The sequence below is a fragment of the Vannielia sp. genome (genome assembly GCF_029212645.1).
GTDB lineage: Bacteria > Pseudomonadota > Alphaproteobacteria > Rhodobacterales > Rhodobacteraceae > Vannielia.
Map to the genome: position 1 here is coordinate 1 of NZ_JARGND010000042.1, position 18,496 is coordinate 18,496.

Genomic DNA, 18,496 nt, shown 5'->3' on the forward strand with positions numbered 1-18,496 from the left:
GCTCTTCTTTCGGATCAAGCCTCCGAAAGAAGATACCAGCCTGAAGAACGCCTGACCCATCATCGCCCAAGAAATCCACCTCGCCGTAACCGATCTTCAAGATATTTGGCCGATGGTGACCCCAAGCAGCAGCCATTCAGAACGGGGCATCATGATCTACAGGCTTGTTTGGGCAGTTTTGCCCCTTCTTTTTGCGGCAAAGGCCTATGCGGCTGATCCATTGATGGACCGTCAGCTGCAAGCGACCGGGCTGGGCACCGCAACCGGCGGGGCAAGCCTGTTTTCCGGCGCGCAGGAAGGCAGCTTCTTTGCGCCTTACCCGAAGCGGGTTGAAAAGCTAAAGCGTAAAGCCGCAACCACAACCCAGCGTCTCACTGTTCATGGCTCTACCGAGGCGATCTATGCAGAGTGGATTCGCGGCCTTATTGCGCAAGCCGAGGCTGGCAAAGCGGGGTACGATGCGGTTCAACTCTCCGCCAAGATCAAGCCACCACAGCGCCCCACGGAGCTGACCATTGGCGAAATTTATGCCTGGATCAAGGAAACGCCCGGCCAGCACCACGCCATTGGGCGCTACCAGTTTATCCCCAAAACCCTTCGGCGGCTGGTCGACCATGCGGGAGTTGAAGAGACCGCCCGCTTCACACCCGCCCTTCAGGATCGCCTTGCCGATCAACTTCTTAAGGAGGCCGGGCTACAAAAGCTGATCTCGGGCGACATGGGCCGCAAAAGCTTCATGAACCGCCTCGCGACGATTTGGGCCGGGTTGCCCACCTCATCGGGCAAGTCACATTACGATGGTTACGCGGGCAATAGTGCAACAATGAGTTGGGGGCATTTCGAGCGTGAAATGGCCAAGTACTTCCCCAGTTGATGCCCCCCAAGCACCAAGACCATTTGATTTCAGGCCAGAAGGTGCCTATCTCGGCTCAATACCCATAAGGCGAGGCAGATCACCGTGACCAAGACCCATCTCTACAAGCGCGACCTGCCGGATGGCCTCAACCTTGGGCCTGTTGTGGCGATTGATTGCGAAACCATGGGCCTTAACCCGCACCGCGACCGGCTGTGCCTTGTGCAAATGTCAGGCGGGGATGGCGAGGCGCATCTGGTGCAAATCGAAAAGGGCCAGACCGAGGCGCCAAACCTCGCAGCCATGCTGGAAGACCCTGAGGTGCTCAAGCTCTTCCACTTTGGCCGCTTCGATATTGCCGCGATGTATAACGCTTTCGGCGCCCTCGCCGCGCCTGTCTACTGCACCAAGATCGCCTCGAAGCTGGTGCGCACTTACACAGATCGCCATGGCCTGCGTTATCTTTGCCAGGAGCTGATCGGCGTGGATATCTCAAAGCAGCAACAAAGCTCTGACTGGGGTGCCGAGGAACTGACGAAAGCACAGCAAGACTACGCCGCATCCGATGTGCTTTACCTGCACAAGCTGCGCGAGATCCTTGATGCCCGGATCGCCCGTGAAGGCCGTACCGAAATTGCGCAATCCTGCTTTGAATTCCTGCCAACCCGCGCCAAGCTTGACCTCGCCGGATGGCCCGAAATCGACATTTTCTCCCATTGAGGCCGCCGGATGACGCCACATGAGCCCGCTGACCCCGCCGAGCTGATAAAAGCTGGCCGCCGGGTCATCGCCCGCGAAGCCGAGGGGCTGGTCGCTCTGGGCGAGGGCCTTGGGCCGGGGTTCGCCGAGGCTTGCGCGGTGATTCTCGCCGCACCGGGCCGGGTGATCGTAAGCGGCATGGGTAAATCAGGGCATATCGCCCGCAAACTTGCAGCCACCTTCGCCTCTACCGGGACGCCCGCATATTTCGTGCACCCCGCAGAAGCCAGCCACGGTGACCTTGGGATGATGGGCGAAGGCGATGTTGCCCTGCTGCTCTCCAACTCCGGTGAAACGCCCGAGCTTGCGGATATGATCACCTATACCCGCCGCTTCTCGATCCCGCTCATCGGGGTCGCTTCAAACGCGCAAAGCACTCTGCTCAAGCGGGCCGATGTGGCGATTGTGCTGCCAAAGGCCGCTGAAGCCTGCGAAGAGGGCATCGTGCCGACAACCTCCACCACCATGACGCTGGCGTTGGGCGATGCTCTGGCTGTCGCGCTAATGAAGCACCGTCGCTTCACCCCCGACAAGTTCCGCGAGTTTCACCCCGGCGGCAAGCTGGGCGCGCAACTTGCCCGCGTGCAAGACCTGATGCACCCTTTCGATGCGCTGCCTCTCGCCACCCGTGGCACACCGATGAGCGAAGCCCTGCTTATGATGAGCCAAAAGGGCTATGGCGTGGTGGGTGTGACCGAAGGCGATGATAAGCTTCTGGGGATCGTCACCGATGGTGACCTGCGCCGCCACATGGCGGGGCTTCTGGAGCTTAACGTGGAACAGGTCATGACGGAGAAGCCGCTGACAATCGGGCCGGATGCGCTCGCCGAAGAAGCGCTGGCGCTGATGAACGGGCGCAAGATCACTTGCCTGTTCGTTGTCGATCCGGCTGATAGCGACAGGCTCGCCGGGCTGATCCATATACATGATTGCTTGCGCGCGGGGGTCGCCTGAGGCCGTCCTGATGTCAGTTTATGACAACACTTATTCGCGCTTCGTTTCCTGGGCAAAAATCCTGCTGCCGCTGGCCGCGCTGACGCTATTGTCGACCATGTTCCTGCTGGCGCGCAAGGTCGACACGACCGACTCGATCCCATTTGCCGATGTCGACGTGGATGGAATTGCCCGTGAGCAACGAATTTCGGCACCCAATTACTCTGGCGTTACGGTTGATGGTGCCGCCATTAGCATTGCCGCCACCACCGCCCGGCCCGACCCTGAAAACCGTGACAAGGTAACCGCCGAAAAGCTGCACGCACGCATAGATACCAAAGGCGGCGGCCAGTACGAACTGCTCTCGAACACAGGCGAAATTGATACCGCCGCTGGCGTTGCCCGGCTTGGTGGCGGGGTGATTGTGACAACGCCCAGCGGCTTCAGGGTGGAATCAGAGCAGATTGATACCGCATTGGAACGGACCGAGGTAATCTCCCCTGGCCCGGTTACCGCCGAAGGGCCAACGGGCAAGCTCACCGCTGGAGAGATGCAGCTCAAGGCTGACGAGGCCGGAAACTACCTTCTGGTTTTCAAGGACCGGGTGAAGCTGGTATACACGCCACCAAGTGAATAGGATTTCAGCTCGTGCCTTTTAAACGCGCCTTTCTCGCCATAGGGTTTTGCCTGCTTGCACTGGGGTTCTCCGCAACCGCACAAGCGCAGGGGGCCAGCGTCGCCTTTGGCGGGCTCAAGCATGATAGCTCCCTGCCGGTAGAAATCGCCGCTGACAGCCTCACCATCAACCAGGAAACCGGAAAGGCCACCTTTCGTGGCAACGTTCTGGTGGGCCAGGGTGAGATGCGCCTTTCTGCCGGGTTGGTTCAGGTTGAATACAAAGATGGCAGCAGCTCTACTGGCGAAGTTCAGCGCCTGCATGCCAGCGGCGGAGTCACCCTTGTGAGCGGTGCCGAAGCGGCGGAAGCGGCAGAAGCCATTTATTCCATAGGGTCGAGCCAGATCGTGATGTCTGGCAATGTGCTTTTGACCCAAGGGCAAAACGCGCTTTCCGGTCAAAAGCTCACGGTTGATCTGACCACGGGCACCGGGGTGATGTCAGGCCGGGTCAAAACCGTGTTCCAGTCCGGCGGTGAGAATTGACTGCGGCGGACGAAACCCAACGCCCTGAGCTTCACCTGACCGAAGGCGAAGGCGGGTTGCGTGTGCAGAATATGCGCAAAAGCTATCGCAAAAAGCTGGTCATTCGCGATGTCAGCATGGAACTGGCGCGTGGCGAAGTGGTGGCCCTTCTCGGCCCCAATGGCTCTGGCAAAACAACCTGCTTTTACGCCATCGCAGGCCTCATCACCCCTGAAAGCGGCGCGGTTCTGATCGACGGGCGCGATGTTACCCGGCTTCCAATGTATCGCCGCGCCAAGCTGGGGATCGGGTATCTGCCGCAGGAAATGTCAATCTTTCGCGGGCTGAACGTGGAAGACAACATCATGGCGATTCTCGAAATCGCCGAGCCCGACAGGCACAAACGTCGGGAGCGGCTGGAAGAATTGCTCTCGGAGTTCGCCATTGAGCACCTGCGCCGCGCGCCCGCCCTGGCCCTGTCGGGTGGTGAGCGGCGGCGTGTTGAAATTGCACGCTGTCTGGCCGCCGACCCGAAGTATCTGCTGCTCGATGAGCCTTTCGCCGGGGTGGATCCGATCTCGGTCGGTGAAATTCGCCATTTGGTCACCGATCTCAAAACCCGTGGAATCGGCGTGCTGATCACCGACCACAATGTTCGTGAAACGCTGGAAATCGTGGATCGGGCGTACATTTTGCATGACGGAAAGATGCTGATGAACGGCACCGCCGAAGAGGTGGTGCAAGACGAAAAGGTGCGCCGTGTCTACTTGGGTGACAGTTTTCGCATTATGTAAGGCGGTGCGCCCATGAGCGAGCCCCGCAATGGACCCGGCACGCGCCTTGAGCTGCGCCAAACACAGCGGCTTGGCCTTACCCCCGGATTGCAACAATCGTTCAGCCTGCTGTCGATGCCATGCGGCGATCTAGAAGAATTCCTAGTTGATCTCGCCGAGCAAAACCCGGTTCTCCAGTTCAGTCCTCGCACCGCCGGCCCCGATGGCGCATCTGGCACACAAAGCGCCTATGATGTTGCAGTGCAAACCGTTGCCAGCCGGACCAGCCTGGGGGAACACCTGAGCCGGCAAGTGGCCCTGATGTCTCTCCCCAGGGAGGTCGCGCATCTTGCGGGAACCCTTGCTTTCAACCTTGATGAAAGCGGCTTTGTCCCCGAAGGCGGGATTGTTGGAGTGGCTAGGGAATATGACGCCAGCAATTCCGTTGCACGCCAAGCCGTGCTGGCGCTTCAGGCGTGTGACCCAACCGGGATTGGCGCGCTTTCGCTTACTGAGTGCCTTTCGTTGCAACTGGCCGAGCAAGGGCTTGATCCCACGCTTGCACCCCTTGTCATCAACCATCTCCCTCGCTTTTTGCGCGACGAGCCTGCGGCGCTTGGCCTGGCAATCGGTATCTCTCCCGACATGGTTAAGAAAATCGCCGCGATGGCCCGTATGCTAGACCCCGCTCCAGCCCGCGCTTTTGATCTGCCCGAGCCCACGGCACGGGTGCCGGAGCTCAGCATCACGGCCACCGAGGACGGGGCGCTGCGGGTAGAGTTGATAAACGATCTCACGCCCCGGCTTTCGCTTGATCGCGACCTGCTGGCCGCGCGCGAGGCCATTGCCGGTGGCAGCGTGGCAAAGGCCGAAGCCGTGCTGCGCGCCATCCGGTTTCGCGGCAAGACCCTGCTTCGGATCGGCCGTGCGATTGTGCAAAAACAGGCGGCCTACTTCTCTGGGCACAGCACAGCGCTTTCACCACTCACACGCACCGCAATCGCCGATGAGCTTGGGCTGCACAAATCCACCGTCGGGCGCGCCGTCGATGGTAAAACACTGCTGTGGAATGGCCGCATTCTGGAGCTTTCGGGCCTGTTTCCCAGCCGCCTTGGGCCCCCCTATGGGCGCATCACGTCAAGCCATGATGCCCGCGCCAGAATCGCCCGGCTAATCACCGCCGAAACCGCCGATACGGTGCTTTCCGATGCGCGACTTATGGACATGTTAAAGGACGAAGGCGTTGACATATCTAGGCGAACTGTCGCCAAATACCGCCAATGCCTGAACATTCCGCCCTCCAGCGAACGCCGCCGCCTGCTTGCTCGAACCGCAGCCAGGCGCGGGGTGGATTAAACCGGGGCGTATCCCCTCACATAGTGAGTTTCGCGCGGCAGCTACCCGTGCCATAACAAGCCGCCACTGCAGCGTGGCGGCAACTACAAAAGAAAAGAACCTAGGAGGTGCAATGCGTTACCAAATCAGTGGAAAACAGATCGACATCGGGGATGCCCTTCAGACTCACGTTAAAGCCGAGCTTGGCACCGCAGTCGAAAAATATGCCGAGCGTCCGACCGACGCGAATGTCGTCTTTTCGAAAAGCGCCCACGAGTTCGTATGCGAATCCACCATTCACCTTTCAACGGGTCTGACCGCCTCTGCCAAGGCGCACGCCCCGGAAATCTACGCCGCCTTCGATGCGGCTTGCCAGAAAATGGAGAAGCAACTGCGCCGTTACAAGCGCCGGTTGAAAAACCATCATCAAGACCGTTCGGAACCGGTTGAATTCATCGGCGCTCCCTCTTATATCCTCGCCGCATCGTCGGATCATCAAGACGAGGAGTCAGAGCCCGATACACTCCAGCCCATGATCATTGCCGAAATGGAAACCCGCGTTCCCGCGCTTTCTGTTGGCGAAGCCGTGATGCAAATGGAACTGGAAGGGGCCCCTGTTCTGGTTTTCCGTGATGAAACGCATAACGGTGTGAATGTCGTGTACCGCCGCGAAGACGGCAATATTGGCTGGATCGACACCAAACAGGAATGAGCAACGCCTCGCAGTGTGCGAGGGGGAAAGGCCGGGCAGAGCATGGAATTGCACACGATCCTCAAGCCTGAGGCGGTGAAAGCCGTGCAGGGCGTGAGCAGCAAAAAACGTCTGTTCCAGCAGCTCGCAGACCTCGCTCATTCAGCCTATGGGCTGGACCCCGCGCGCTCTGTCGAGGCGCTCATGGATCGCGAAAGCCTCGGCCCCACTGGTGTGGGCCGGGGCGTTGCGCTGCCACATGCCCGCCTTGATGGACTGGAAGAGGTTGTGGGCGTTTTCTTCCGGATCGACAAACCGGTGGATTTTGACGCGGTAGACCGCCAGCCGGTTGATCTGGTGTTTGCCCTTTTCGCGCCCAAGGATGCCGGGGTGAATCACCTCAAGGCTTTGGCACTTGTTTCGCGCACGCTCCGAGACGGGGATGTTTGTGCCAAGCTACGCGCCAATGAGGAAACCGCGACACTCCACACCATCCTTACCGAAGCGCAGGGCCAGCAAGCTGCGTAAAGCCTAAGGCGTCACGCCTTTAACCTGAGACATCAGATAAAGGCGAGGCGCGCGCAACATTCCTGCCTCGCAATACGCTCCACCAAAAGCTGTGGTTCAGGTTTTTGGCGGAACGCTTTAGCTGTTCTTCAAGCGTTTGAAGCCGAAGACCAGATAATCACGCTGGTAGGCATCAAGGGCGGCTTGCTCGATTTCATCGTCGACAATCGCATCCAGCAGAATCGCCCCCTCATCCTCAAACGGGGGAAGCGGCGGGCGAGCCTCAACCCCGGCGGCCTCCAGCACCTGGCCAAGCCCAAGCTCTAATTGGTCTTCACGCAGCACCATGTCGGGCTGGCCGAGATCGGCAAAGCCCTGAATCACCGCCGATTGGCTGGCCCAGGCCGCATCAACCCGCACACCGGTTTGCCCGGCGAGATTGGACTTGAGGAACTTGAGGAACGCCAGAAAGGCGGCGCGGTGCGCGGTGGTATCATATTCCGGGCCCGGCTCACCCTCTGGCAGCGGAATTTTGTAGCCCTCACGAAGCGTTTTTCGGATTTTTGTGAAGGCACCATCGCCTTCGCTGCGCAGAATATGGTGGCAAAAAACGCGGTGCGCGCGCACCAAGGGGTGCGTCACAACCGAAAAGCTGCGCGCTCCCTTATTTTGCCGCCGCCACTGGCGCAGTGACTTCTGATTAAAGCCACGATGCAGCCCGCTTGGCTCGCTCCCATCAACCGCCGCCATCCACGCCTCAACCTGCCCCAACGGCCCGCCGCGCACCGGCATGTGCAGGATCGGGCTTCGGGCACAGGCGGAGTAGCTTGGCACCACCGCCCCGCGACGCGGCTCAAAGTTGGGCGTGCGGGTAAGGTCAAAGCGATCCAGCTCCGAGAGCGCCTTTTGCATCGTTTCATAGTTGGCGACCTTATCTTCGAGGCCCCCGGGGTTTTGCTTTTTGAGACGGGTCGAAAGATCGTCAAGCGGGGTGTCGCAGCCAAGAAACCTGGCCAGGCCATTCAGCACCTCAAGGTCATTGATGTCTTCATAGCCGATGTAAAAGCCAGCCTGCCCTGTCACCTGCATCTCGTGCATCAGGGTGATCTGGAAGGTCTGCAACTCGGCCAAAAGCGTTTCAAACTCCTCCGCGTTGAACCTTATCTTCGCGGCCTCCTTGCGATGCTTGGCATCCGTCAGCCGCCATTGGCCGGTATCAGCAGCTATCTTGCGGCTTACATAGCTTTCAAGCGGGTTGCGCGTGAGAATGACCTTGGCGCAGCGCGGGTCCGGCAGGCAGGCCTCCAGCACGCGCGGATCATGATCATGGAAAAAGCGAAAGCCGGGGAGCCCCTCGGTTTGGGCCTTCATACCTTCGATCAGCTTCAAAGGATCAGCCTCGCGCGCAGCCAGCCCGATGCCAAACATCTCATCCGTGTTGTGGTGGCCCACAAAATGCGGGTTAAACGCCTCACCATAGCAATGCAGGCCGTCGAAACGATTGATATTCTCTTCAAGGAAGTTCGAGCCAGTGCGCATTTCGCCGAAAATCACGAAGTAGTCGAATCTCTGGCTCATCTGCGGGTCATTTCTTCACAAGATAGGGGGAGGGTCGGGTGGCGGTGTTGGTGGGCACGCTCTGCAAATCTACCGGAAAATCGCCGGCGAGATAGGGGTTCATCCCTTGGTTCTTGAGGGTCTGCAAGAAACGGCCAAAGCCATCAAGATCTTGCATCATTGGCGCTTCGGTGAGGCGGCGGCGCGCGCCTGGAATGATATCATCCATGATCGCCTGTAGATTATTCATCGGGTCTTCAATGAACTCTGCCAGTGACCAAATGCGCACCCGTGCCTTGGCGTGAGGCGAGCGCAACACATTGAGATGCTCGGCCTCCACGGCCTGAAGCCGCGCCGCCTCCTTGCGCACGACCGAAGAGTTGATCCCAAGCCGGAAGAGCTTGATCGCCCACGCCCCGGTGATGACCGAGACCTGCGCCTTTGGATCAACCGCGATGAACCAACTCACAGCCTGCGAGTCGCCGGGACCAAACTGATACATCTGCCGCTCACCGCGGGTGTTCCAGATCAGGTTGGTAAGGAACGCGCCGGGGTTGTGATCGCGCAGCATGGCGCTGTCAGACAGCCCGCCGTTATACACCTTTTCACCGCCCGCAAACTCAACCCGCTCTGGCGCAAAAAGATGCCCGTGCACCCGCCCGCCTGCCATTTTGCTCAACCATGTTTCAAAGTTTGAAAACAGCTCTGAAAACCCCTCGAACACCGAGTAGGGTTCAGCCGTTTTGCCATTTTCCCAATCCGTGTTGGGAAAGCGGCTTTGCATGTAAAGGCCGGGGCGGCCCTGAGTTCGCCGGTCAACCGCCTTGGCAAAGAGGCGGTCAATCTTGGAGGGATTCGGTTCGGCGTTTTTGGTGACCTTCGGATCGTTTGACAGGAAGGAGGCATAAAGGCGGTTTGCCTGCGGCCAGATCTTGCGTGCAACAAAACAATCCGACCGCCGCAATAGCTGGAGGTGATCGTCGTAAAAGATGTGCGGCTTGCCCTGAAAATCAAACTTCGACAGCGTCAGCGAGCGGCTTTCTATATCGTTGGAATAGATGCGAACGAGGGATTGAAAGTAGCTCTCATCAGGGATCCACACCCGCTTGAAATACGTGTCGTAGGAGTTGCGATCCCTATCGGTAAGGATCGCCTCAAGCGTGGGCCGCGACAGGCACCACCACTGCGACCCCAGATGCGGCAGCATGCCCTTGGGGACCCGTCGGTTAACGCGCGCGGCCCGTTGGAGCGCAACGTAGCGATCAAACAAAAAGCGCTGCCGTTTCCACGAAAAGGGGAAGCGAAGGGTAAAACGCTCCCGATCAAAGCCGCCTTTCGTCCAGGTCACATCTGCAATCGTGACGCTTTCGATGAAGTCGGTGTTGGGGCGGGCCTGAAGATAAGCGTTCAATTCCTGCACCGGACGCAGGGGCAGGCAGGAGCCAGAAGCAAGGTAAACGTGGCTCACCTCGGGGTGCTTTTCGAGCATTTGCTCGGCGACCTTTTGGGTGGCCGCAACAATACTCCAGCTGCCCCACTCGCACCGGAAGCGCGGGGTGAAACTGATATTATCAAGATCAGCGAGGGAGTCGGTGAAGCGGCGATAGGTCTCCCGGTCAACCATCTTGTCACAGTGGATCACGATGGGGCAGCCAGAGGTTGCCCAGTGGCGCGCCGTCTGGCTGGCCCGGTCCAGTGCCGTGTGGACGAGCATGGCAAACCCGACGGTCATGCCCAGTTCCCCTTGGACATCAGGCCAAGAATTTCGAGCTGGCGCCAGTTGATATATTTCTCGCTCCACTTTGACCAAAAGTCCGGGTTATCGCGCAGAACGCGGGCGTAGGCCCGGTATTCATGGCTGGCCGCGTAGTGCTCGCCGCGCACCAGTTCTTCTTCAGACTTTCCGGTGAACGTGTCGAGAAATTTGGCATGTAGCAGCATCCCGCTGGCCTTTTCGCCGCCCCACTCATCATAGGTCAGGTTCAGGCCGCGAGGCAGCAGCATGTGGGTTGAGCTGACGTAGGTATTGCCTTTGTCCCACTTCACCAGTGGGATCTTGTTGAGCGCGGGCGCGCGCGCGGGGGCGTCTCCAAAGAATGCGCGGGCGCGGGGGCCACCTTGAATCCAGAGGTTGCCGTAGAGGCTGTTGCGCTCGATCTGGTAGTTACCGCTGTCAAAGTAGCTGGCAATCTCGAACGGGTCTTGCCCCTCTTCATAGGGCTGCGAATCCAGCGGGCCTTTGGGATACATATCCAGCAGCATCGCCGAGAAAGACTTGATCGAGGACGCATCAAGCCAGTCTGTCAGCGCGCGAATGGGCCGCGTATCGCAGAACGGATAAACAAAAAACTCATCCACATCGATGGTCAGCGCCCAATGGCCATGGGAATATTTGCGCTGGAGCCAGTTCAGCCAATCCACACCAAAGCGGGCGCGTTTGTAGCTGTGCTCGGTCGTCCACAGGGAAACGTCGGGCTGATCAACGAGGTATTCCCTCGAGCCATCTTCAGAACCGTTATCGACAAAGAAAAAATGCGCGATGCCCTGGCGGCGGTAGTAATCAAGGAAGAACGGCAGGCGGATACGCTCGTTGCGCAGGGTGGTGAAGGACAGCACATCACCGGGGCGGATTTGCGCGGTGCGGTTAACAACACGGGTCAGCTCACGCCGCTTGCGAAGGGCGCGAATCCGCCAGCGTTTCCGCTGCATACGCAAGCGATATGTTCTCAAAACGCCCAAATCGTTCCTTCGCAACCACCGGAGGCTGGCCAGTGTGAGCTATCAGGTTACGCTTAAAATTTGGTTGAAATGCGCATCCCAAGTGGGGAGCGCTGCCGCTCCCGGCTCTATTCTCGTCTCCCCCAGCCCCTTTGTTGCCATTTCGTGAATGGTCTTGGCCCATAGATACCTATCGTTGCCATTCAGGTAAACTGGCAACTCCCCCATAAACTCCCGATAAACCGGCAAATCTGCACAAATTGCGGGGGTTCCCAAGGCCAGCGCCTCGGCGGGTGGCAGGCCAAATCCCTCGGCACGGGAGGGGAACAGCATGGCAGTCGCGTTCTGGACGAGTGCGGCGAGGGCCTGGTCACCCAGACCGGAAAGCTCAAAGATGTCGCGCCCGATCATCGGGGAGCTATCAAGACGGGTGAAAACCCCCTCGTTGTTCCACCCCCGCGCGCCGATAATCAACAGCACCGGGAGGGCGAGGCCATCGGCCTCCATCTGGGTCCACACGTCGAGCAGGAGCGCGTGGTTTTTTCGCGGCTCAATGGTGCCGAGGGCAATGAAATAAGACCGTTCCGGCGGCAGGCCCTCGGGCAACGCGGCCGCGTCGGGGCGCATAGACTCAACGCCGAGATGCGCCACCAGCGCTTCGGGCATCCTGCCCCACTGGTTGAAGTAATGCACAACCCGTTGCCGCGTCGCTTCGGAATTGCAGATCACCCGCGTCGCGTAGCGGCTCACCATCCGCATGGCCCGCTCAAATTTGGCGGGCTGTCCGGGGCGCTGATACTCGGGATAATCGAGTGGAATCATGTCATGCACCAACACGCTGACCTCAGCATCCGGTTGCGAACTGACGGCCCAAAGCACCCGCTGGGTCAGGTTGGAATGGCCCACATTGAGATAGCGCATCCCCTTGGGCCAATGCCGGGCCAGCAGCGCATAAAGGTTGCGGCGTATGCAGGTGCCCAGCGCAAGGCGCCGCAGATCGGCCTCAACCTGTTGGCTTTGCCGGGAGAGCTTGGGGGTAAGGCGCGCGCGAAGATCGGGCGTGCCCCAAGGGACGTCCCCCGCCAGCCTGTCGGCCAGGGCTTGCGTTCCGGCACGATCAAGCACGGCATAGGAAAGCCGCATCCGCACCAGTGAAAACAGGGGGCCGGGGGCGGCAAGGAGGTGGTCGAGATAGGCGCGTTCAACCCGGTCAACGCCCGTCAGCGGGCCGCGCCCCACGCGCGAAACCAGCCGCGAAAGATCAAGGCACCGGGGGGGTGCTTTAGTGCTCATAACCCGCCGACTGCTGCCACCGCCACGCATCGGCAATCATCACCGGCAGCGTTGACCGTTCGGGCCTCCACCCCAGCACATCTACCGCTTTGCGACTGCCGCAAACCAGCGCCGCCGCATCGCCTGCGCGACGTGTGCCCTCAACCACGGGCACGTCACGGTTGGTGACGGTGCGGCTGGCTTCCACCACCTCGCGCACCGAAAATCCGCGGCCTGTGCCGAGGCAAAACACATCGCTCCCCCGCCCTTCCTCAAGCCAGCGCAGACCGGCGATATGCGCGTCCACTAGGTCAGCCACATGCACGTAATCGCGGATGCAGGTGCCGTCCTCGGTGGGGTAGTCGCTGCCAAAGATCGTGAGCGCCGGGCGCTTGCCTTCAATGGCATCCAGCATCAACGGGATAAGGTGCGTTTCGGGCCTGTGCTGCTCACCGATCTTGCCCTCCGGGTCTGCCCCGGCCACATTGAAGTAGCGGAAGATCACAGAGCGCAGCCCGGCCGCCGCGCCATAGTCTGCCAGCATCGCCTCGATAGCTTTTTTGGAGCCGCCGTAAGCGTTGATCGGCATTTGCGGCGTTGCCTCATCAAGCACCACGCCATCCTGGTCGCCGTAGGTTGCGCAGGTAGAGGAGAACACGAAATCAAGGCAACCTGCGGCCACGGCGGCATCCAGCAGGTTGGCAGCCCCGGTGACGTTTTCGCGCCAGTATTTGCCCGGATCGCTCATGCTTTCGCCCACAAGGCTGAGCGCCGCAAAATGCATGACGGCGATAGGCTGATACTGGGCGAAGGCCGCATCAATGCTGGCGCGATCCATCAGATCACCCCGCGCCAGCGGACCAAACTGCACCGCCTCTTCCCAACCGGTTGAGAGATTGTCAAAGGCGACAGGGGTATAACCAGCCGCTTGCAGCGCCTTACAGGCATGCGACCCGATGTAACCCGCGCCGCCGGTCACTAGAACATGCTTCAACCGCTTACCTCCCTCGGGCGTGCGCCCCTATTGGGCGGCTTTCTCGCTTGCCACGAGGTCTTGCAGATAGTCCCAAAGCTCGGTGCGCAATTCGTCACGGGCGAGGCCAAAAGCAACGGTCGCCTGCAAGAAGCCCGCCTTGGAGCCGCAATCAAAACGCTCCCCGTTGAACCGGTAGCCAAACACGCCCTCATCCCCGTTGATCTCTTCAGCGATGGCATCGGTAAGCTGGATTTCCCCGCCGGTGCCTTTGTGCTTCTTGTTGAGATTGTTCAGGATTTTTGGCGTCAGGATATAACGGCCAATCACCGCAAGGTTCGAAGGCGCATCTTCCAGCTTGGGCTTTTCGACCATGCCGCCAACCTTGACAATCTGGCCCTGGTCCTCTGCGACATCGAGCAAACCATAGGCCGAGGCCTTTTCTGGCGGCACCTCCATGGCCGCGACCATGCAACCACCGGTCTCTGCGTGGGCCTCAACCATTTGCTGGAGGCAGGGCTTTTCAGCGGCGATCACATCATCCGGCAGGATCACGGCGAAAGGCTCATTGCCAATCAGGCGGCGGGCGCACCAAACGGCGTGGCCAAGGCCAAGCGCCTTGTGCTGGCGCATATAGGCAATGGCCCCTGATTCCATGTTGGTGTTTTTCAGCACCTCCATGAGTTGGTCTTTGCCCTTTTTGCGCAGCTCCTGCTCCAGCACTGGTGAGTGGTCAAAGTAGTCTTCCAACGCCCCCTTGCCGCGCGAGGTCACGAAGATGAATTCCTTGATCCCCGCCGCGCGGGCTTCGTCGATCGCGTATTGGATCAGCGGGCGGTCCACCAAGGTCATGATCTCTTTGGGGATCGACTTGGTGGCGGGAAGAAAACGAGTTCCGAGACCAGCAACAGGGAAGATGGCTTTAGTGACTTTCTTGGACATAGAAGCCTCTGCAATAACTACAATGATTGCCTACAGCGCAGGAATCCCCGCAGGCTTTGAATTGGCGTCACGATAGGCCGAATTCCAGCGCGACGGAACCGGCTGACATGGCTTTTTTTCGCACCTGCGGCATTGGCGTGGTGAAAATGCTCAAACAGTGCTGCTCAAATTCGCGGTAACTTGACGTTCGGGTGCCGAAACGCGGCGATTTTAAGCGTTTCACGTTTGATGCGATCAGGGCGGCGCCACCAGCGAAAGGGCGGATCGGTTCTGTCTGATGCGCCAAACAATCCGCCGCGTTGCACCCAAAATCCGCCGGGATCAAACCAACCCTTATGCCGCCGTGGCGTGCGCGAAAGCCGCAAGAGCGTGACGATTGCATCCCCTGAAGCCGCAAGCCTTTTGGCCTCAGCCATCTTGCGGCGGGTCCCAAGCAGAGTGCAGGAAATAACGGCATAGCTGCTTGGCTGAGGCCCTTGAGGGAAGGGTAGGAACGGCTGATCAGCCTCTGGCAGCGGCGGTAAATCGGCGAGCGTTTCACCCATGCCTTCGGTGATTCCAGCAGCGAGGCCTTGCATCAGCGGGGCAAAATCGGCCTCTATTAAACGGCCCTCGGCACGGTGGTTTTCCAAACGCTTTTGTTGGGCAAGGCGCAGCGCCTCAAGCGCGTTCTCACGCTTTGCCTCAGGGCAGTGGCGGCGCAGGAATACTGCGGCGGAACGGCCAATTTGGGTAAGGTCGGTTGGGGCGCGGTTGGCGGCGCGGGTGGCGTTGGCGGCGTAGCCATGCTGCACCTGCGCAAGAGGCGAGATTGCCGTAAGCCGCCCCGCCCGGGCCATTCGGTGATTGACGTCGGTTTCATCCAGGAAAAAGCGAAACGCGGGGTCAAAACCACCCACAACGGCCAACGCACGGCGGCGGAAGGCGCAATTGGTTCCATGAGTCTTAACGACCCGTCCGTTGGCGGGCGGATGCAGGGAAACGGCATCACCCGGCACCTCAAGCGGCACATCAGCGCCTGTTTCGTCACTCGCGACCCCCTGCCACTGGTAGGAAATCCCGTTGCGGCCTCTGGTAAAGCCGGTGCTCGCGGTCACGGCCTCATCGGCGAAGGGCGCAAGCAGGCGTTCCAGCCACGGCGGCTCGGGGGTGGCGTCATCGTCGATGAAGGCGATGAGGGGCGCGGCGGCCTGTGCGAGGCCAAGGTTGCGCGCGGCAGAGATGTTGGCCTCGTCATACTCTACCAGCTTGATCCGCTCAGAAAGGTTAAGATCACGCGCGACGGCAAGCCCGGCCGGATCGGCGACGAGAATCAGCTCAAAATTGCGGTGGGTTTGAAAGCGGAAGGCAGGCAGGTTGCGGCGCAGCTCATCGGGCCGGTGGCGGCTGACGATGATAACGCTGGCCTGCTCGCTCATTCCACGCCCATTTGCGCCAGCATCGCCTCGATCCGGGGGCGATCAGACGGGTTGTTCAGCTCCCAGAACGCCCGCCCGCGGCCCTCAACATCAACACAAAGCACCTGGCGGCCCTGCTCAAGGAAGCGAAGCTGCTCAAGGCCCTCCAGCGTTTCGAGCGGGCCCATCGGCCAGAGCGGATAGGCGGTGAGCGCGGCGGGGCGGTAGGCATAAACGCCGACGTGGTGAAACACCGGAGTCGCGGCATCGCTGGCAAAGCTATCAGAGGTGAAGGGGATCACCTCTTTGGAGAAATAAAGCGCCTTGTTGCCCGCGCCAAACACCGCCGTTGTGCCGCCCACACGGCCTGCCTTGCGATCTGCGAGGAGGGCATTGAGCGTTTCCCCATCGCAGCGCAGGACCGGGGTGGCGATTTCGGCTTCGGGGGTGGCGCGCATGGCGCTGATGAGGTCTTCGATGAACCATGCCGGGGTGAGCGGCGCGTCACCCTGAAGGTTTACCACCAGTTCAAAATCATCGCCCAGCGCGGTGGCGGCTTCGGCGCAGCGCTCGGTGCCGTTGCGGGCGTTGGAGGAGGTCATCACCACCTCGGCGCCAAAGGATTGGGCCGCCTCGCAGATGCGATCATCATCGGTGGCGACCACCACGCGATGCGCGCCCGGCACCGCCTGCGCCGCCTCCCAACTCCTTTGGATCAGGCTCTTTTCCACCCCGCTCACCCCGCGCAGCATTTCCAGCGGTTTGCCGGGAAACCGCTGCGAGGCATAGCGGGCGGGGATGGCGATGAGGACGCTCACGCCCTAGCCCTGCTGGAGCCGGACGCCGGGCGCGTGGGCGATGAAAAAGCCGTTCTCATACCCCGGTTTGCCATAGCGGAAAGGCGTGTGGTCTTCAAAGCGCACCATCTCGCCGCCCGCACCGCGCAGAACAGCATCACCGGCGGCGGTGTCCCACTCCATGGTGCGGCCCAGACGGGGGTAGATATCGGCCTCGCCGGTGGCGACGAGGCAGAATTTGAGCGACGAACCGGCGGAGGCCATATCGCGGGTGTTGTAGAGGCCAATGTAATCATCGGTGGCCTGATCGCGGTGGGATTTGGAGGCCACGACCATCAGCGCATCATTGTCGGGCGTGGACACATGCAGCGGGTCCTGCTCACCCGGCTCGCCCTTGCCCAGCGCACCCTTTTCCTCAACCGATTGGCCAGAGGCGAGCGTGTAGAAAAGCCTGTTCTTTGCAGGGGCATAGACGACGCCGCGCAGGGGCACGCCATCCTCAACATAGGCGATGTTGACGGTGAACTCGCCGCGCCGTTTGATGAACTCCTTGGTGCCGTCCAGCGGATCAACGATGAGGAAGGCATCGGCGCTTTGGGTGTGGGTTCCGGCCTGTTCTTCGGTGACGACGAGCACATCGGGGAAGGCTTCACGCAGGCCGGTGCCGATGAGCGCATCGGCGGCTTCATCGGCGGCGGTGACGGGGCTTTCATCTGATTTTGCTTTCACATCAAAATCATCGGACTCGTAAATCTCCATGATCTTGTCGCCCGCTTCCAGCGCCAGACGACGCATCACTGTGACCAATCGGTCGAAATCCATGCCGCTCTCCTAAGCTCTCGGGCGTGTCATTTGATTTGGTGCCCTCTGCCCCTTATGGTTTGGCGTCAAAGTTTCGGCAAGTTTTCCGTGTAATACTGCACACGAATCCACACCCCAGAAGGCAGAGCACCCCATGTTCGAGAAGCAGGCCCCACGAACGCCATATGGCTCGGCCCTCGTCATTCTTGACCTCATCTACCATGCCACTGTGCGCAACCTGCGCAAGAGCCACGGCAACGCGGTGATGGGCTTGTTGATGAACATGCTTCAAACGGTGATCTTTGTGGCGGCCTTCTTCTTCATGTTCCAGATTCTGGGGATGAAGCGCAGCGCGGTGCGGGGTGATTTCATGCTGTATATCATGACGGGGATTTTCCTTTTCATGACGCATATCAAGGCGATGGGCGCTGTGGTGGGGGCTGAGGGGCCGACCTCGGCGATGATGAAACATGCCCCGATGAACACCATCGTTTCGATCGTGTCTTCGGCGCTTTCGGCGCTTTATATCCAAGTGCTTTCAATGGTTTTGGTGCTGCTGATCTACCACCTCGCCTTCACCCCGATCACCATTTACAACCCCGTCGGCGCCATGGGGATGGTGTTGCTGGCGTGGTTCTCCGGTGTGGCCGTTGGGATGGTGTTTCTGGCGGCAAAACCATGGGCGCCGGATGCTGTGACGGTGGTTTCAAACGTTTACTCACGGGCCAATATGTTTGCCTCGGGGAAGATGTTTTTGGCCAATAACGTGCGGAGCCATATCCTTGTTTTCTTTACCTGGAACCCACTTTTCCACATCATCGATCAGGCGCGTGGATTTACCTTTATTAACTACAACCCACATCATTCATCGGTGGAGTACCCGGTTTATGTGTCGCTTACGCTGGTGATGATCGGGCTGATGGGTGAGTTTTTTACCCGCAAACAAGTGTCTTTGAGCTGGTCTGCAAAGCGATAGGCGTTGCGCGCACGCTGGGCTAACGGCCACACGAATTGCAGCGTTAATCGCAAAAAGATCACTGCCACAACC

General features: G+C 59.8%; 19 protein-coding genes. 10 read left to right on the forward strand and 9 right to left on the reverse strand.

Annotation, left to right across the window (positions count from 1 at the left end):
* The first annotated feature begins 223 nt into the window (after positions 1-223).
* From P1U55_RS12575 to P1U55_RS12615, 9 genes are all read left to right on the forward strand, one after another.
* The gene (locus tag P1U55_RS12575) at positions 224-874 is read left to right on the forward strand and encodes a hypothetical protein (RefSeq protein WP_301047967.1); all 651 of its coding nucleotides are present in this window, start codon (positions 224-226) and stop codon (positions 872-874) included.
* 84 nt (positions 875-958) lie between these two features.
* The gene (locus P1U55_RS12580; protein WP_301047968.1) at positions 959-1,573 is read left to right on the forward strand and encodes a ribonuclease D; all 615 of its coding nucleotides are present in this window, start codon (positions 959-961) and stop codon (positions 1,571-1,573) included.
* 9 nt (positions 1,574-1,582) lie between these two features.
* On the forward strand, positions 1,583-2,566 hold the full coding sequence (locus P1U55_RS12585; protein WP_301047969.1) for a KpsF/GutQ family sugar-phosphate isomerase: 984 nt from the start codon (positions 1,583-1,585) through the stop codon (positions 2,564-2,566).
* Positions 2,567-2,576: 10 nt separating this feature from the next.
* On the forward strand, positions 2,577-3,182 hold the full coding sequence (lptC, locus tag P1U55_RS12590) for an LPS export ABC transporter periplasmic protein LptC (RefSeq protein ID WP_301047970.1): 606 nt from the start codon (positions 2,577-2,579) through the stop codon (positions 3,180-3,182).
* Positions 3,183-3,220: 38 nt separating this feature from the next.
* Entirely contained in the window at positions 3,221-3,706 is a 486-nt protein-coding gene (locus tag P1U55_RS12595) for an LptA/OstA family protein (protein WP_301047991.1), read from the forward strand.
* Positions 3,703-4,479: an LPS export ABC transporter ATP-binding protein gene (lptB, locus tag P1U55_RS12600; RefSeq protein WP_301047971.1), complete on the forward strand. Its 777-nt coding sequence runs from the start codon at positions 3,703-3,705 to the stop codon at positions 4,477-4,479. Before P1U55_RS12595 ends, lptB begins: the two co-directional genes overlap by 4 nt.
* A 12-nt stretch (positions 4,480-4,491) precedes the next feature.
* Positions 4,492-5,814, forward strand: coding sequence for an RNA polymerase sigma-54 factor (locus P1U55_RS12605; RefSeq protein ID WP_301047972.1), 1,323 nt, complete (start codon positions 4,492-4,494; stop codon positions 5,812-5,814).
* Positions 5,815-5,926: 112 nt separating this feature from the next.
* Positions 5,927-6,505 carry a ribosome-associated translation inhibitor RaiA gene (gene raiA, locus P1U55_RS12610; protein WP_301047973.1) on the forward strand — a complete coding sequence of 193 codons (579 nt, stop codon included), beginning with the start codon at positions 5,927-5,929 and terminating at the stop codon, positions 6,503-6,505.
* Positions 6,506-6,547: 42 nt separating this feature from the next.
* Positions 6,548-7,012 carry a PTS sugar transporter subunit IIA gene (locus P1U55_RS12615; protein WP_301047974.1) on the forward strand — a complete coding sequence of 155 codons (465 nt, stop codon included), beginning with the start codon at positions 6,548-6,550 and terminating at the stop codon, positions 7,010-7,012.
* Positions 7,013-7,129: 117 nt separating this feature from the next.
* Here P1U55_RS12615 and P1U55_RS12620 read toward each other — a convergent pair whose 3' ends face one another.
* The 9 genes from P1U55_RS12620 to cysQ all read right to left on the reverse strand — a co-directional run bounded on the left by P1U55_RS12620 (position 7,130) and on the right by cysQ (position 17,469).
* Positions 7,130-8,569, reverse strand: coding sequence for a nodulation protein NodH (locus tag P1U55_RS12620; protein ID WP_301047975.1), 1,440 nt, complete (start codon positions 8,567-8,569; stop codon positions 7,130-7,132).
* Between the two features lie 7 nt (positions 8,570-8,576).
* On the reverse strand, positions 8,577-10,280 hold the full coding sequence (locus tag P1U55_RS12625) for a beta-1,6-N-acetylglucosaminyltransferase (protein WP_301047976.1): 1,704 nt from the start codon (positions 10,278-10,280) through the stop codon (positions 8,577-8,579).
* On the reverse strand, positions 10,277-11,257 hold the full coding sequence (locus P1U55_RS12630) for a glycosyltransferase family 2 protein (protein WP_301047977.1): 981 nt from the start codon (positions 11,255-11,257) through the stop codon (positions 10,277-10,279). The genes P1U55_RS12625 and P1U55_RS12630 overlap by 4 nt, the downstream gene beginning before the upstream one ends.
* Before the next feature lie 72 nt (positions 11,258-11,329).
* On the reverse strand, positions 11,330-12,559 hold the full coding sequence (locus P1U55_RS12635; RefSeq protein WP_301047978.1) for a glycosyltransferase family 1 protein: 1,230 nt from the start codon (positions 12,557-12,559) through the stop codon (positions 11,330-11,332).
* Complete coding sequence (gene galE / locus P1U55_RS12640; RefSeq protein WP_301047979.1) at positions 12,549-13,532, reverse strand: UDP-glucose 4-epimerase GalE; 984 nt, start codon at positions 13,530-13,532, stop codon at positions 12,549-12,551. Before galE ends, P1U55_RS12635 begins: the two co-directional genes overlap by 11 nt.
* Before the next feature lie 27 nt (positions 13,533-13,559).
* Positions 13,560-14,453: a UTP--glucose-1-phosphate uridylyltransferase GalU gene (gene galU / locus P1U55_RS12645; protein WP_301047980.1), complete on the reverse strand. Its 894-nt coding sequence runs from the start codon at positions 14,451-14,453 to the stop codon at positions 13,560-13,562.
* 164 nt (positions 14,454-14,617) lie between these two features.
* Positions 14,618-15,871 carry a glycosyltransferase family 2 protein gene (locus P1U55_RS12650; protein WP_301047981.1) on the reverse strand — a complete coding sequence of 418 codons (1,254 nt, stop codon included), beginning with the start codon at positions 15,869-15,871 and terminating at the stop codon, positions 14,618-14,620.
* Positions 15,868-16,668, reverse strand: a complete 801-nt coding sequence (locus tag P1U55_RS12655) for a manno-octulosonate cytidylyltransferase (RefSeq protein WP_301047982.1) — start codon at positions 16,666-16,668, stop codon at positions 15,868-15,870. Before P1U55_RS12655 ends, P1U55_RS12650 begins: the two co-directional genes overlap by 4 nt.
* A gap of 3 nt (positions 16,669-16,671) precedes the next feature.
* Positions 16,672-17,469, reverse strand: a complete 798-nt coding sequence (gene cysQ / locus P1U55_RS12660) for a 3'(2'),5'-bisphosphate nucleotidase CysQ (RefSeq protein WP_301047983.1) — start codon at positions 17,467-17,469, stop codon at positions 16,672-16,674.
* A gap of 133 nt (positions 17,470-17,602) precedes the next feature.
* Here cysQ and P1U55_RS12665 point away from each other — a divergent pair, with 133 nt between their 5' ends.
* On the forward strand, positions 17,603-18,424 hold the full coding sequence (locus tag P1U55_RS12665; protein WP_301047984.1) for an ABC transporter permease: 822 nt from the start codon (positions 17,603-17,605) through the stop codon (positions 18,422-18,424).
* Positions 18,425-18,496 lie beyond the last annotated feature (72 nt).